This window comes from Sphingobacterium sp. N143 (assembly GCF_030325625.1).
Taxonomy (GTDB): Bacteria; Bacteroidota; Bacteroidia; order Sphingobacteriales; family Sphingobacteriaceae; genus Sphingobacterium.
In genome coordinates this window covers 155260-169938 of the sequence record NZ_JACAIS010000005.1, presented here as the reverse complement: position 1 = coordinate 169938, position 14679 = coordinate 155260, and the positions used below count along the sequence as shown (strand labels likewise).

Sequence of the window (14679 nt, the reverse complement as noted above, 5' to 3'; positions counted from 1 at the left end):
ATGAAAATGAGAGAACCTTTTGATATCGAATTGGGTGATGTAGTATATTCCGTTTTCCCCGAGGAAGAAGATACGTATGTCATCTTTAAGAATGGTGTTGAATATGTAAAGATTATTAAAGACAACGATACAAACTGGCTAAAATTGAACCCAGAGACTGAACTTCCTATGTTCGGTATGGATGAAGAAATCAATTTAATTGGCTTGGAAATTAAAAAAGAGTTGGAGCTCTAGTACTATAAGTTAAAGATAGTTAAAGTATTTAACATTGTTTGTAGTTTGTTAATTTAGTTTGTCAATTATGAATATGATACGTATTGGTCTTCTATCTTTATTGTTTTTTTGTCTTTATTTTGCATATAATCGACAGGTACTTTTCGCTTTTCCAATTGGGCTTGATCAACAAGACACAATTGGAAAAGAGATAAAAGATACTTTGCAACTTGATATAGCTTTGATCACTCGTAAAAAGCTTTCTGCCAAAGATAAACTTGATCAAAAGAAAGAGGAATATAGATCTATCTATTTCTGGGGGGATACCAAGAATATGGTCACATTGCCACATCAAGGGGGCATTGCGGTCAATCTCAATAAATTATATAATAAATTTAGTCGAAAAGGTCGTAATTCCAGAAAAATGCAACGGGATTTTGAAAGGGAATATGAACTTGATTTGATCTATGAAGAGTGGCTGCCACTAACGCAAACCTATACGGCGCTTTCAGGAGATTCGCTCGAAAAATTTAGGATCTATTTTCGGCCCTCCCTAAAATGGCTTAATGAAAAGACAAACTATGAAAAAGTGGCTTATATTCAAGAATGTTTAAAGAGTTATAAGGATTCTGTAGATATTATCCACCATATGATTTCTATTCCTAAATCAACTAATTTTCGTGATGGCGAGTATGAATAAAAACATGTCCATAACAGAATAAAAATAAATAACAACGGTGTATAGCTTTGTCAAACGGAATAAATAATTGATCCGAATTTTACTTCCATCTGTTTTTTTTACACAAACGCCCTTGGTCTTTTTTGGTGGAATACAATAAAAATGACTAGGGGCGTCTTAACTGATAGGGAATTCATAAATGACAGAAACATTGGAAACTACTATTCCTTTAGATAGGCTTTATAGAGAACATCATAGTTTATTAAAATTGAGTTGGAGAATTAGACAAGGACAGGAGAAGGGAATAGATCTTGCTCGCATTAGATCTTATATAGAGTATATGTGGATATCGTCATTAAGTCTTCATTTTGAAATTGAGGAGCGTTATGTTTTTCCGATGTTAGGAAATGAAAATAAACTTGTACAACGGGCGTTAAGCGAGCATCGATGGATTCAAAAACTTATTCTCACCCAAAAAGATTATTCTTTCAAAATGCTGAACAGAATAGAGGAACGCTTGGAAAGGCATATCAGATTTGAGGAAAAAATTCTCTTCCCTGAATTTCAGAAATTAGTATCAGAAGAACAGTGTGAATGGTTAGAATCCTTATATAATGACGGGGATCAGGGGCAGCAATGGGATGACCAGTTTTGGCTATAATGGAGAGATAACAGATCATTTGGAGATAAATTATTTGTGATGGTTAATATTCTTTTTGTGGGCGTTGGTGGAGTTGGTGGGTATTTCGGGGGATTAATGGCTCGTACATTTGAAAATGACCCCTATGTCAATATTAATTTTTTAACTAAACAAAATCATGTGGAGATTATTCGAGATCATGGCATATGTGTTCAAACTTTATCGGAAGGATTCACAGCGATGCCAGCTCGTGTATCGGATAATCCGACGGATTTAGGTGTCATGGATTATATTATTTTATGTGTAAAAAATTATGATCTTGCGGAGGCCTTAGGTGTGCTTGCTCCATGTATAGGAGATGATACTGTGATTGTGCCTCTTCTTAATGGTGTTGATCATCACAAAGATATCAGTGTTTTTTTTCCTAATGCATTAGTTGCTGAGGGCTGCGTCAATGTTATTGTTAGATCCATCTCTACAGGAAAAATAACCTGCAATAGCGATTTTGCAGACCTTCATTTTGGTGTTCAGGGAATGCAAGATATTCGTTTAAAGAAATTGGATTTATTATTCAAACAGGGGGGGATTTACTCTAAACTAACTAGTAATATTTCAACGTCAATCTGGCAGAAATTTATGCTTATATCTACTGTTGCTACAGCAACTTGTTTTTATAATAAAAATTTTGGACAGATTAGGATGGATCCGAGCTGTCTGGAAGGATTTGGCGCTTTGGTGCAAGAAATAAGCTGTTTAGCATCTAGAAAAGGTATATTGTTGCCGAAAGATAATAAAGATAAAATATGGAAAGTTTTTAGGAAAATGCCCGCCTGTTCTACTTCTTCCATGCATAGTGATTTTTTAAGCCTTCGTAATAAAACAGAATTGGAATCACTAACAGGGTATATTGTTAGAGAAGGTGATAAATTTCAGTTGGCATTACCAACTTATAATTATATGTATTCGGCCCTTTCTATAGTATAAAATTTATCTTAAGAATTGGATTTTAAAAGGGGTAATTTTAACCATAAAAAAATGTTTCAAAAAGGTATAATACTCACAAAACAACCAAAAACTATCGTACAGACATTTTGGCTATTTACGATTATAACTCCAGTTTTGATCGTTATATCAGGATCACTTTGGCTGAAAGAAAATACACTTTCTACAGTTTTTTGGGATAATCATCCTCCGATAATTTATGGCTTGGGAAACATAAGGCTTCTTACTGTTATGGAGATGATTATAGTTGCCGTTGTCTTATGTTCGCTCTTTTATATTGTAAAGATAATTGTTAATGCATGGAAACCGAAGCCGATTATATATAACCTATGTGTCCAGTTTGGCTATATTTATGTAATCATGTTTATTTTTGTTTTTGACCGTGTAAATGATTCTAAATATACTTCGGGGGGATTTCGAAACTTTAGATTTTTTGATCTAATTGAACCTATTTGTTTGACCTTTGTGCTATTTATTATTTCTGTACTAGGATTCTATATTGCAGAATCAAAAATTAAAGGTCGGGTGGGCGTTGTAGAATGAGAAAGAGAAGACAGTAGAATATGAAATAAATATTGCCAAGTGTTTATGCATTGTTTGTAGGAGGTGGGGAGATAAAGCCTGAACACACCTCCTTTTTTGTTTACATAGGTACGTATACCAAAGATTTCGTATCAAAGAAATCTTCTTTAAAATAACTTGAAAGCGGATGTAATTCAGCTTTTAATTTGGACTCTTTGATTTCTTCACTCAAATCCCCTCCCTTCAGGTAAAGGATGCCATTTGGGATGCCATTTTTATCTTTTTTTGTAAACTTGTTGCGGATCCAAGGCGTAAACTCCCCGAGTCTGGTGACAGCGCGTGATATGACAAAATCATATTTGTCGTCTAATTGTTCTGCACGGATATGGTCTGCTTCTACATTGTTGAGTCCAAGTCCAGCGGCCACTTCACGAACAACTTTGATCTTTTTTCCGATCGAATCCACGAGATGAAATTTGACCTCTGGAAAAAGGATCGCCATTGGAATCCCAGGGAAGCCCCCCCCGGTACCAACATCCAGAATTTGCGTTCCGGGCGCTAGTTCCTGAACAAATTTGGCAATGCCCAAGGAATGCAATACATGGTGTAGGTATAGGCTATCAATATCTTTGCGTGAAATGACATTGATCTGGCTATTCCAATAGGTATAGAGCTCAGCTAATTTAGCAAATTGCTCTTTCTGTGTATCCGTTAGTTTCGGAAAATAAGTATAGATGATATCGACTGTAGGATTCAAAACTTCATGTTTTAAAGGTGAATTATTTCCAGCTTATTTTTTTCTTTTTTCGGCTGAACAAACCATTGATGCAAATATAGAAATAGTAGATGAAGTCTACCACAGGCAGCCACCAAATCAATTCTTTTACTTCTAATTTTTTGTATATACGTGTAAATATTGCCCATTGTGCAAGTAGTCGTAGCAGATAGGATGCCAGTGGTACATACCAATAAGAGGGGAATACGAGTGCAACAAGGATTAGTGTCACATAAAATAACACAGCAGATACCAGTTGAGTGCCCAACATCCGCTGGTGCCTCTTTTGATAGATGGTAGATGCTCCCGAATGCCTCGCCTTTTGCTTATAATAGCTTTTCCAGGTCATTTTTGGAACTGAATACAGGATGGATTCTGGTGAAACAACGATGTTAACATTCCGGGGCGTAGCGTTTTGATTGACGAAAAGATCGTCATCCCCGGATTTGATGTGCATATGGGCGGCAAATCCCTTGTTCCGAAAAAAAAGATCCTTTTTATAGGCTAAATTACGACCAACACCCATGTACGCATTCCCCTTAAGTGCATAGGACAGATAGCTCATGGCTGTGTGGCTGGTTTCAAATCGAATCAATAGATTCAAGAGGCCTTTATGTTTAAAATAGGGTGAATAGCCCAATACAATTTCAGTCTCTGGTCTGAAGGCTGTAGCAATTTCTGTGAGCCAATGGTCAGACTGAGTGACACAATCAGCATCAGTAAAGACCAAGATTTGATGCTTTGCGGCCTTAATGCCCATGGTTACGGCGAATTTTTTCCCATGCTTTAAGCGGATATGTTCTTTGATATCCACGATTTTTAAGTGGCTATATTGTTCACTCATTTCCTTCAGGACCCACCGGGTATCATCTGTAGAAAAATCATTAACAACAATCACTTCGAAATCAGGATAATGCTGGGTGAGAATACTAGGTAGAAATTGACGCAGGTTGTCCTCCTCATTATGTGCACAAACGATAACTGATACAGGTGGAAGATCGGTCCCATCCTTGGATTGTTCAACCCGATACCGGCTCAATTTGCTGTATACAAATAGGATATAATAGAGTTGTACGAAAAGAAAAAGACCTAATATTCCAAAAGCAATGTAAGGAAGATTGGTCAAAAATACGTGGAGGTCAAGCATAGCTTACAAAGATAAGCGCTTGTTTTGAATATTTGATAAGATTGTTTTTAAATCAAAATGATAATTTATTCTCGAAACATCCTGTTTGCAAATCTTTTTATAGTATTTTTGCAACATATTTTAGGGAAATATTAATGAAATTTACGCTACAAGCACAGGATAAATTCTCAAAAGCACGTGCAGGTGTTGTCGAAACTGCACATGGTCCTATTCAAACACCTATTTTTATGCCTGTAGGTACGGCAGGTACAGTGAAGGCTATCCATCAGCATGAATTGAAGAATGATATTGAGGCCCAGATTATCTTGGGCAATACCTATCATCTTTATCTGCGTCCAGGACTGAATGTCTTGAATAAGGCTGGGGGCTTGCATAAATTTAATGGTTGGGATCGTCCCATCTTGACTGATTCTGGTGGCTATCAAGTATATTCTCTGACAGAAGTAAGGAAAATTAAGGAAGAAGGTGTCACCTTTCGTTCTCATATTGATGGATCAAAGCACCTTTTTACACCTGAAAATGTGATGGACACGCAGCGTATCATTGGTGCAGATATCATTATGGCATTTGATGAGTGTACACCTTATCCTTGTGATTATGGTTATGCACGTCGTTCTTTGGATATGACGCACCGTTGGTTGAAACGTTGTGTGGACCGTTTTGACAGCACAGACCCTCTTTATGGATATGATCAAACATTGTTCCCCATAGTGCAGGGATCGGTATATAAGGATTTACGGATAAAATCTGCAGAAACTATTGCTTCCTTTAACCGGGATGGTAATGCGATCGGGGGCCTTTCAGTTGGTGAACCTGCTGAGGAAATGTATGCAATGACTGAAGTCGTCTGTGACATTCTGCCAAAAGAAAAGCCTCGTTATTTAATGGGAGTGGGAACGCCGGTGAACATTTTGGAAAATATTGCTTTGGGAGTGGATATGTTTGATTGTGTCATGCCGACGCGTAATGCACGTAATGGGATGCTCTTCACACAAAATGGTATTATCAATATCAAAAATGAAAAATGGAAAGATGACTTCTCTCCGATTGAAGTGGAAAGTGATCTGCATGCAGACCAATTTTACAGCAAAGCGTATTTACGTCATCTAATCAAATCTCAAGAAATTTTGGGAGCACAAATTGCTTCATTACATAATTTACATTTTTATCTTTGGTTGGTCAATCAGGCCAGGGAGAAGATCATAGATGGTACATTCTACGATTGGAAAAATAAAATGGTTAAAATTTTGGATCAACGTTTGTAATATAGTTACTTAAAATAAAATATAGATAAAGTATGCAGCTGTATGCTTGCAGAAGTAGAGAATTAAATCTCATATCTTAATACGCAAATCTACATATATGCTTTCGTTAATTGATCGTTACATCATCAAGAAGTATCTGACCACCTTTGTGTTCACAATGGCCATATTTACTGTTGTGATGGTGGTATTTGATGTATCTGAACGATTGGATGACTTCCTGAAATATAAAGCGCCCCTAGATAAGATTATTTTCGAGTATTATGCTGGATTTATTCCGTTCTATCTCAATTTTCTTTGTCCATTGATCAACTTTATCGCCGTTATCTTTTTTACATCGAAAATGGCCGATCAGACTGAGATTGTCCCGATTTTGAGTGCGGGTTATAGTTTCAATAGACTGCTGCGGCCCTATATGATTTCAGCGACCCTGATTTTTGCGGTTTCATTGGTGTTCAACATTTTTATTATCCCTCATACCAATAAAATGAAGGTGGATTTTGAGAATATTTATGTAAAGCCATTAAAGGATAATTCTCGGATATCAACACATATGCAGCTGGATAAAAACAGTTATGTTTATATTGATAACTTCGACAATTCCACCAAGACAGGCTATGGTTTTGTCCTTGAAATCTTCAAGGGAGATACGCTTAGAGAAAAAATGATGGCGGATCGTATTACCTGGGATTCCGTATCAACAAAATGGAAAATTGAAGGGTATACTAACCGTGTCATCAATGGTCTACGGGAACGAATGGATAAAGGGGCTGTGAAAGACACAACCTTGGATATGAAACCTTCTGACTTTGAACTGCGCGATAATATGTTTACGGCAATGGATACAAGAGAGCTTAATATCCGTATCCGCAAGGAAGAAACCAGAGGAACAGGAGTCATGAACGACTTATTGTTGGAAAAATATAAACGTTATGTTTATCCTTTTTCAGCTTTTGTGCTCACCTTGATGGGGGTGGCTCTTTCATCCAAAAAGGTAAGGGGAGGAATTGGACTGAGCTTGGGTATTGGTATCGGTTTAAGTTTTACTTATATCGTCTTTATTCAATTTGCCAATATGTTTTCGTTGAAAGGGGGATTACCACCATTAATTGCTGTATTGATCCCGAATGTTACCTTTCTTTTGGTCGCTTTGTACCTGGCGATAAGGGCGCCGAAATAATTGCTGTCGAAACGGTCGTGAATGCAATCTAGCCTATTTACAGACGAAATAAACAGTATTCACGAACGTTCCATTTCTGTTAAAAGTTAACTTATATTCAAAATACGAATGGCTAAAATTCATCTAAATCGGAATATATTAATTCTGCATTTAACAATACTTATTTGGGGATTTACCGGGATTCTGGGCAGTTTGATAGCTGTGTCGGCTATTCATTTGGTTTGGTACCGTGTCGCGATAGCCTCGGTATCTTTGCTGGTGTATTTTTTGATGACCAAACAGACGATGTTAGTTTCGTGGAAACAGTTTCTTCAATTTTTTATGGTTGGAGCCGTTGTTGGCCTGCATTGGGTGTTGTTTTTTTATTCCATTAAAGTTTCCACAGTGTCGGTTACATTGGTGACACTCTCTGCTGTAACATTGTTCACCGCTATACTGGAACCTATTATCAATAAGAAACGGATCGCTCTGTTGGATATCATTGTAGGCCTGGTGATTATTTTGGGAATCTATACCATTTTTTCTTTTGAAACACATTACCTGGTTGGACTGCTTGCTGGTCTTGGCTGTGCTTTTTGTGCCAGCATATTTTCAATTGCCAATGCACGGATGGTCAAGAAATCCAGTCCCACACTCATCACCTTCTATGAAATGGTGGGGGCTTGCTTCTGGATCAGTGTCCTGATGTTATTTACCGGTGATTTTAATGCCGAAATGCAATTGGGAAGACAAGACCTGATATACCTCCTTTTATTAGGAGTAATCTGCACTGCAGTGGCCTACGTGATGGGTGTTGCAGTGATGAAAGAGCTATCTGCATTTACGGTGGCCCTGACTACTAATCTGGAGCCTGTCTATGGAATCTTGCTGGCCATGTTGATTTTTGGACAGAAAGAAACAATGAGTGGCGGATTTTATGTGGGAGCCTGTATCGTGCTGGGGGCCGTATTTACGTATCCATATGTAAAAACAAAATTAGAGAGAAGACAAAAGGATCTAGTGATCCGTAGGTTGCATTAGTGGTGAGTATGTCACGGAGGCGCTACAGATATTTCCGATGCAAGCAATGGTGAAAGAGGAAATTGTTTGATGGAAAGACTATAGAAGAGCGTAATTATTTGTTGCATTACAAAGTTAAAAAGCATGCAGCACAAAAGAGCCGGTTGAAATTTCAACCGGCTCTTTTGCTGTTCGATAAGAACTATATTCGGGCTTTATCTGCCGGAAATTAATGTTGTTCTGCTACCAGGAAATCTTTACTTTCAAGTTCAGAATAGCCCATAAGGAATTCATCTACTTTACGCGCACATTCACGGCCTTCGGAAATTGCCCATACCACTAACGATTGACCTTTCCGACAGTCGCCAGCTGTAAAGATATTGTCTATCGTGGTTTTAAAGTCCTTGTCATTGGCCAGGATATTTCCTTTTTCGTCAACACGGACCCCCAACTGCTCCAATAGCGTATGTTCAGTGTGCTGATAACCGATAGCCAGAAGAACAAGATCGGCAGGAATCTCTCGAACTTCGGATTCCCCTAAGCGTGTCCTACGCCCAAAATCATCGACTTCGTATTGGACTTCCTTGATTTTAAGTCCTTTGATATGGCCATTTTCATCTTTTACAAACTCTTGAGTTTCTGTAGCCCAAAGTCGCTCACATCCCTCTTCCTGTGAGGAAGAGGTGCCAAAGGTGACTTTGTCTAACGGCCAAGGATTGTTTTTTAAGCGTTCCTTTGAAGGGGTAGGTTTCCGGGCAATTTGTGTAATGCTTTTTGCCTGCTGACGGTTGGACGTACCTATACAGTCAGATCCCGTATCACCGTCACCAATGACCACAACATGTTTGCCTGTGGCTAAAAGGCGTTCTTGCTCAATGGAGATCCCGCTAACCTCTTTATTTTGTTGTGTTAGAAAATCCATGGCAAAATGTATACCTGTGGCATCATGTCCGGGCAATTGCATATGCCATGGTACAGTAGAGCCTGTTGCCAGCACAATCGCATCGTATGCTTTTAACTCGTAAATACTGCTATTTTTCCCAACTTCAGTGTTTACCCTGAATTCAATTCCAGATTCTTTCATCAGGTCAATTCGACGATCGATGACCGATTTTTCTAATTTGAAATCTGGAATACCATAACGCAGTAACCCTCCAACCTGATCATCGCGTTCAAAGACGACAACATCGTGGCCTGCTTTATTGAGCTGTGCTGCAGCAGCAAGTCCTGCAGGTCCTGATCCTACGATTGCAACCCGCTTCCCTGTTTTTAAATAGCTTTTATGGGCTTTGACATATCCCTTTTTGAATGCGATTTCAATGATATGCTTTTCAATTTCTTCAATTGTAATGGGATTGCTGTGGATCCCTAATACACAGGCTGACTCACAGGGGGCCGGGCATATTCTACCTGTAAATTCAGGGAAGTTATTGGTAGAGGATAAGATCTGATAAGCTTCCTCCCATTTTCCATCATATACGGCATCATTGAATTCAGGAATAACATTGCCCAGTGGGCAGCCTGAGTGACAAAATGGAATACCGCAATCCATACAACGTGCAGCCTGTTTATTCAGCTCATTTTCGGAATATCCTTTATTAAATTCCTTGAAATGCTGTACACGGCCTTCAACAGCTTCTTTCGTTGGAAGCACGCGCTCAAATTCTTTAAAACCTGTAATTTTTCCCATAATCTGTGCCTCCTATATTATGCTTCAACTAATTTTTGACGAATGACATTTTTGTATTCTCTTGGGAATACTTTAATGAATTTGTTTTTCTCTCGCGACCAGTTCTGCAAGATGAAATCTGCTCTACGACTATTGGTAAGCAAAATATGACGCTTTAATAAGGCGATAATAGCTGTTTCATCCTCACTTTCCAGCGGATCTAAATCGACCATTTCTTGATTGCAGTTCTCCCGAAAATCATGATTGATGTCGTAGATCCAGGCGATACCACCACTCATTCCGGCAGCAAAGTTGCGTCCTGTTGCGCCAAGGATCAGTGCACGGCCACCGGTCATATACTCACAACCGTGATCACCTACACCTTCGACTACAGCCGTAGCGCCAGAGTTACGGACGGCAAACCGTTCTCCGGCCTGTCCATTCACAAAAAGGTGGCCTGATGTCGCTCCAAATAAAGCCACATTGCCGATGATGATGTTGTCTTCGGGTACAAGCGAGCTTTCAGCGACAGGATAGATCGCCAGTTGGGCACCTGACAGTCCTTTGCCGACGTAATCATTGGCCTCTCCCTGCAATTCAAAGGATAGTCCTTTGGTTGAGAATGCACCGAAACTCTGTCCGGCAGACCCTTCAAATTTGAAATTAATGGTGTTGTCAGGCAATCCTTCGGAACCATATAGCTTGGAGATCTCATTGGATAACATTGTCCCGATGGTGCGATCTGTATTTTTTACTTTGAAAGTGCCAAATACAGGTGTTTTGCTTTCCAGTGCCAGTTTGGACTGTTTCAATAATCCCCAGTCTAGAATCATGGCCATACCATGATCTTGTTCCTCGGTATTGTATAGTGATTGTCCTGGTTCATTGCGTTCAACATGTAGAATATCGGTGAAGTCGATCTTTTTTGCTTTCCAATGGTCGATATTCTCCCGTTTTTTGAGGAATTGGGCACGGCCTACCATCTCATTGATGGTGCGGAAGCCAAGGTATGCCATGGTCTCGCGCACTTCTTCGGCAAGGAAAGTAAATAGGTTGACGATATCTTCCGGTTTTCCAGAGAATAGTTTACGCAATTCAGGATCTTGTGTGGCCACACCTACTGGACAGGTATTTAAGTGACATTTGCGCATCATAATACAACCTCCAGCGACCAATGCAGCTGTGGATACACCCCACTCTTCGGCGCCTAGGAGGGTTGCGATAACAATATCCCGGCCTGTCTTTACCTGGCCGTCAGCCTGTAGGACAACCCGACTGCGCAGTTTGTTCTTGACCAGTGTCTGATGGGCTTCGGCAAGACCCAGTTCCCAAGGCAGTCCGGCATGTTTGATCGAACTAATGGGCGAAGCTCCGGTACCACCATCAAAACCTGCGATGAGGATGACGTCAGCATGTGCTTTGGCTACACCTGCAGCAATGGTACCTACGCCAGCTTTGGATACCAGCTTAACATTGATTCTTGCCTGTCGGTTGGCATTCTTTAAATCAAAGATTAACTGTGCCAAATCCTCTATCGAGTAAATATCGTGGTGCGGTGGAGGCGAAATTAAGCCAACACCTGGTGTTGAGTGTCTGGTTTTTGCGATCCAAGAATCGACCTTAGGGCCTGGTAATTGACCTCCTTCTCCTGGTTTTGCCCCCTGCGCCATTTTGATCTGTAATTCATCGGCTTGTGTCAGATAATTAGAAGTTACACCAAAACGGGCTGAGGCAACCTGCTTGATTGCAGAGCGCATGGAATCACCATTTGGAAGAGGTTGATAACGAAGCTCATCCTCTCCGCCTTCACCGGTATTTGATTTTGCTCCAATACGGTTCATGGCAATGGCAAGTGTGCTGTGCGCTTCGTGAGAAATGGATCCAAAGGACATTGCTCCAGTGGCAAAACGTTTTAAGATTTCACTAGCCGGTTCAACTTGTTCCAATGGAATGGAGTTGCGATGTTTGGCAAAATCTAACAATCCACGAAGTGTAAATAGATGTTCTTTTTGCGCGTTAATCTTGGTTGCATACTTTTTATAAGTGGCATAATCCCCGGTACGGCAGGCCTGTTGTAATAGGTGGATTGTATCCGGATTCCAAAGGTGACCTTCGCCACGACGTTTCCATTGGTAGATGCCGCCTTCTGGTAATAAGTTTTGTGGTGTGCGGCTTTTTTCAAATCCACGCCAATGCTTTGATAACGCTTCTTTGGCTAGATCATCCAAGGTCATCCCTCCAATGCGTGAAACGGCACCACAGAAGAATTTGTCAACAACAGACTTGTCTATACCCAGGACCTCGAAAATCTGGGCGCCATGATAAGACTGCAGTGTTGAAATACCCATTTTGGAGAAAATTTTCAATAAACCATTGTTGACGGCCTTGACATAGTTTTTGGACAATTCCGGCCAGGTCAATTCGGTATCCAGTATATTTTGTTCTTTCATGGTCCGAATACTCGCCAAAGCCATATATGGGTTGATCGCTGTCGCACCAAAGGCCAACAGGCAGGCAAAATGGTGGACTTCCCAGGCATCACCGGCTTCAACGACAAGGCCTACTGCACCACGGTTCCCCGTTTTAATCAGATGATGGTGGACTGCTGAGACAGCAAGTAATGACGGGATCGCTGCATGTTTGGAGTCTATGGCTCTATCGGAAAGGATCAAGACTTCAAAGCCATCCCGGACTGCATCGTCGGCATATCTGCATAAACGCTCCAGGCCAGCTTCTAATGATCCTGGCTTACCATCCGAACGGAAATAGGACTGAATGGTTTTGGCCTGAAACAGTCCAGTATCGATTGATCGTAATTTTTCGAGCTCTTTGGAGGTCAGGATTGGATGTGGTAAAGTCACACAATGACAGAACTTCTTGTCTTCGATCAAAATATTGCCGGCATTACCAATAAATGTCGCTAAACTCATGACCAGCCGCTCACGAATCGGATCAATTGGTGGGTTGGTAACCTGGGCAAAAAATTGTTTAAAGTAGCTAGAGATGTGTTGTGGTTGATCGGAGAGAATAGCCAAAGGAACATCCGAGCCCATTGAACCTGTTGGTTCGTACCCGGTCAACGCCATTGGGGTTAAGATGGTCTCCAGATCTTCCCTGGAGAAGCCAAATGTCTTTTGATATTTGAAAACGGATTCTTTGGAAAGGTAAGTGTAAGTAACACGAGGCTCTTCCAGTTCTTCCAGCTTAATTTTATAGTTGTCCAACCAATCGCTGTAGGGTTGTTGGTTGATCAATTGATCTTTAACTTCTTCATCGGTCAAGATACGGCCCTGTTCCATGTCGACCAAAAAGATCTTGCCAGCTTGTTGGCGACCTTTTTTGATAATGGTAGACTCCTCGATCGGAAGTGCACCTGCTTCAGAGGCAACGACAACGCGATCATCGGAGGTTACAGCATAACGTAGTGGCCGTAATCCGTTGCGGTCCAGGGTGGCTCCAATGTGCTTACCATCTGTAAAACAAAGTGCCGCAGGACCATCCCATGGTTCCATTAATGTTGCATGATATTCATAGAAGGCGCGCTTCAGTGGGTCCATCTGTGTATTGCCATCCCAAGCTTCGGGCACCAGCATCAGCATGACATGCGTCAGGCTGCGACCGCTGTGCAGCAGAAGCTCTGCGACATTATCAAGACAGGCGGAATCAGATTGCCCCCGGTCCACAATAGGAAGCAATATTTCCATCTCTTCTTCAGTAAAATAAGGCGATGAGAGTGAACGCATTCCTGCATAGAACCAGTTGAGGTTACCTGTCAAAGTATTGATCTCCCCATTGTGTGCCAACATGCGAAAAGGTTGAGCAAGAGACCATGAAGGAAAGGTATTGGTTGAAAAACGGGAATGGACCAGGCCGAAGGCGGATACAACCCTTGGATCCCGTAAATCCAAGTAATACGTGCCGACTTGATAAGTTGTTAATTGACCTTTGTAAATGATTGTCTTGCAAGAAAGCGATGCAAAGTAAAGTGGGAGAGGGTATTCTTGGTGTTGTTTAACTTTTTGGATGATCAGGCGACGTAAAACAAAAAGCTTGCGTTCAAATTCTTCAGTGTTTGAAACGCCGTCCGGTCTGCTAACAAAAAACTGGACGATCTCGGGTTCCGCACTGAGTGCTGTTGGTCCAATACCTTCACGATTGACTGGTACTGGACGGTAGCCAAGGAATTTCATGCCCCTTTCTACTGTCGCTTCCTCAATCAAATCTCGACAGATCTTGTTGATAGCTTCTTCTTTTGGAAGAAACACCATTCCGGTTCCATAATATCCAGGTTCCTCCAATTGTATGCCCAAGTTGATGCATTCTTCCCATAGAAATTCGTGCGGTAGTTGGATCATGATACCAGCTCCATCACCACTCTCTGGATCACAACCACAGGCACCCCGATGCTCCATATTTTCCAACATGGTCAAGGCGTCTTTTACTTGTGCGTGTGATTTATTCCCTTTGATATGGGCGACAAAGCCTACCCCACAGGCGTCATGCTCAAAATTAGGGTCGTAAAGGCCCTCCGTTTTCGGTCTTTGTTCGATCATCTTTCCTTTTCAAATATTTTATAATTGCTAATATAGGA

12 protein-coding genes are annotated in these 14679 nt (G+C 40.8%); 8 read left to right on the top strand and 4 right to left on the bottom strand.

All coding sequences use genetic code 11. The features are described from left to right. The 5 genes from HX021_RS11720 to HX021_RS11700 all read left to right on the top strand — a co-directional run bounded on the left by HX021_RS11720 (nt 1) and on the right by HX021_RS11700 (nt 3077). Nucleotides 1-234 carry a hypothetical protein gene (locus tag HX021_RS11720; RefSeq protein WP_286590530.1) on the top strand — a complete coding sequence of 78 codons (234 nt, stop codon included), beginning with the start codon at nt 1-3 and terminating at the stop codon, nt 232-234. Between the two features lie 67 nt (nt 235-301). Beyond that, entirely contained in the window at nt 302-913 is a 612-nt protein-coding gene (locus HX021_RS11715) for a hypothetical protein (RefSeq protein ID WP_286590528.1), read from the top strand. Between the two features lie 190 nt (nt 914-1103). Beyond that, the gene (locus HX021_RS11710; protein ID WP_286590526.1) at nt 1104-1553 is read left to right on the top strand and encodes a hemerythrin domain-containing protein; all 450 of its coding nucleotides are present in this window, start codon (nt 1104-1106) and stop codon (nt 1551-1553) included. Nucleotides 1554-1592: 39 nt separating this feature from the next. Then, nucleotides 1593-2516, top strand: coding sequence for a ketopantoate reductase family protein (locus HX021_RS11705; protein WP_286590525.1), 924 nt, complete (start codon nt 1593-1595; stop codon nt 2514-2516). A 51-nt stretch (nt 2517-2567) separates the two neighbouring features. Further along, a complete protein-coding gene (locus tag HX021_RS11700) occupies nt 2568-3077 on the top strand; it encodes a hypothetical protein (RefSeq protein ID WP_286590524.1) in 510 nt (169 codons plus the stop codon). A 100-nt stretch (nt 3078-3177) separates the two neighbouring features. Here the strand turns inward: HX021_RS11700 and rsmG are convergent, their stop codons facing one another. Next, the gene (rsmG, locus tag HX021_RS11695) at nt 3178-3813 is read right to left on the bottom strand and encodes a 16S rRNA (guanine(527)-N(7))-methyltransferase RsmG (protein WP_286590522.1); all 636 of its coding nucleotides are present in this window, start codon (nt 3811-3813) and stop codon (nt 3178-3180) included. A 22-nt stretch (nt 3814-3835) separates the two neighbouring features. After that, the gene (locus HX021_RS11690) at nt 3836-4978 is read right to left on the bottom strand and encodes a glycosyltransferase (protein WP_286590520.1); all 1143 of its coding nucleotides are present in this window, start codon (nt 4976-4978) and stop codon (nt 3836-3838) included. A 134-nt stretch (nt 4979-5112) separates the two neighbouring features. On the opposite strand from HX021_RS11690, the gene tgt reads away from it, so the two are divergent. From tgt to HX021_RS11675, 3 genes are all read left to right on the top strand, one after another. Continuing rightward, on the top strand, nt 5113-6243 hold the full coding sequence (gene tgt / locus HX021_RS11685) for a tRNA guanosine(34) transglycosylase Tgt (protein ID WP_286590518.1): 1131 nt from the start codon (nt 5113-5115) through the stop codon (nt 6241-6243). A gap of 97 nt (nt 6244-6340) precedes the next feature. Next, nucleotides 6341-7420: an LptF/LptG family permease gene (locus tag HX021_RS11680; RefSeq protein WP_286590516.1), complete on the top strand. Its 1080-nt coding sequence runs from the start codon at nt 6341-6343 to the stop codon at nt 7418-7420. Nucleotides 7421-7528: 108 nt separating this feature from the next. Then, nucleotides 7529-8440, top strand: coding sequence for a DMT family transporter (locus HX021_RS11675; RefSeq protein WP_286590514.1), 912 nt, complete (start codon nt 7529-7531; stop codon nt 8438-8440). A 208-nt stretch (nt 8441-8648) separates the two neighbouring features. On the opposite strand, the gene HX021_RS11670 is transcribed toward HX021_RS11675, so the two are convergent. Both HX021_RS11670 and gltB read right to left on the bottom strand, forming a co-directional pair. Then, nucleotides 8649-10109 (bottom strand): glutamate synthase subunit beta, encoded by a 1461-nt coding sequence (locus tag HX021_RS11670; RefSeq protein WP_286590512.1) that lies wholly within the window; start codon nt 10107-10109, stop codon nt 8649-8651. 17 nt (nt 10110-10126) lie between these two features. Next, nucleotides 10127-14641 carry a glutamate synthase large subunit gene (gltB, locus tag HX021_RS11665; RefSeq protein ID WP_286590511.1) on the bottom strand — a complete coding sequence of 1505 codons (4515 nt, stop codon included), beginning with the start codon at nt 14639-14641 and terminating at the stop codon, nt 10127-10129. Between the last annotated feature and the right edge of the window lie 38 nt (nt 14642-14679).

What these genes read in the sequence shown, in the direction of transcription:
- HX021_RS11720 (WP_286590530.1), top strand. Translation starts at nt 1, where the DNA reads ATGAAAATGAGAGAACCTTTTGATATCGAATTGGGTGATGTAGTATAT.
- HX021_RS11715 (WP_286590528.1), top strand. Translation starts at nt 302, where the DNA reads ATGAATATGATACGTATTGGTCTTCTATCTTTATTGTTTTTTTGTCTT.
- HX021_RS11705 (WP_286590525.1), top strand. Translation starts at nt 1,593, where the DNA reads ATGGTTAATATTCTTTTTGTGGGCGTTGGTGGAGTTGGTGGGTATTTC.
- HX021_RS11700 (WP_286590524.1), top strand. Translation starts at nt 2,568, where the DNA reads ATGTTTCAAAAAGGTATAATACTCACAAAACAACCAAAAACTATCGTA.
- HX021_RS11690 (WP_286590520.1), bottom strand. Translation starts at nt 4,978, where the DNA reads ATGCTTGACCTCCACGTATTTTTGACCAATCTTCCTTACATTGCTTTT.
- tgt (WP_286590518.1), top strand. Translation starts at nt 5,113, where the DNA reads ATGAAATTTACGCTACAAGCACAGGATAAATTCTCAAAAGCACGTGCA.
- HX021_RS11680 (WP_286590516.1), top strand. Translation starts at nt 6,341, where the DNA reads ATGCTTTCGTTAATTGATCGTTACATCATCAAGAAGTATCTGACCACC.
- HX021_RS11675 (WP_286590514.1), top strand. Translation starts at nt 7,529, where the DNA reads ATGGCTAAAATTCATCTAAATCGGAATATATTAATTCTGCATTTAACA.
- HX021_RS11670 (WP_286590512.1), bottom strand. Translation starts at nt 10,109, where the DNA reads ATGGGAAAAATTACAGGTTTTAAAGAATTTGAGCGCGTGCTTCCAACG.
- gltB (WP_286590511.1), bottom strand. Translation starts at nt 14,641, where the DNA reads ATGATCGAACAAAGACCGAAAACGGAGGGCCTTTACGACCCTAATTTT.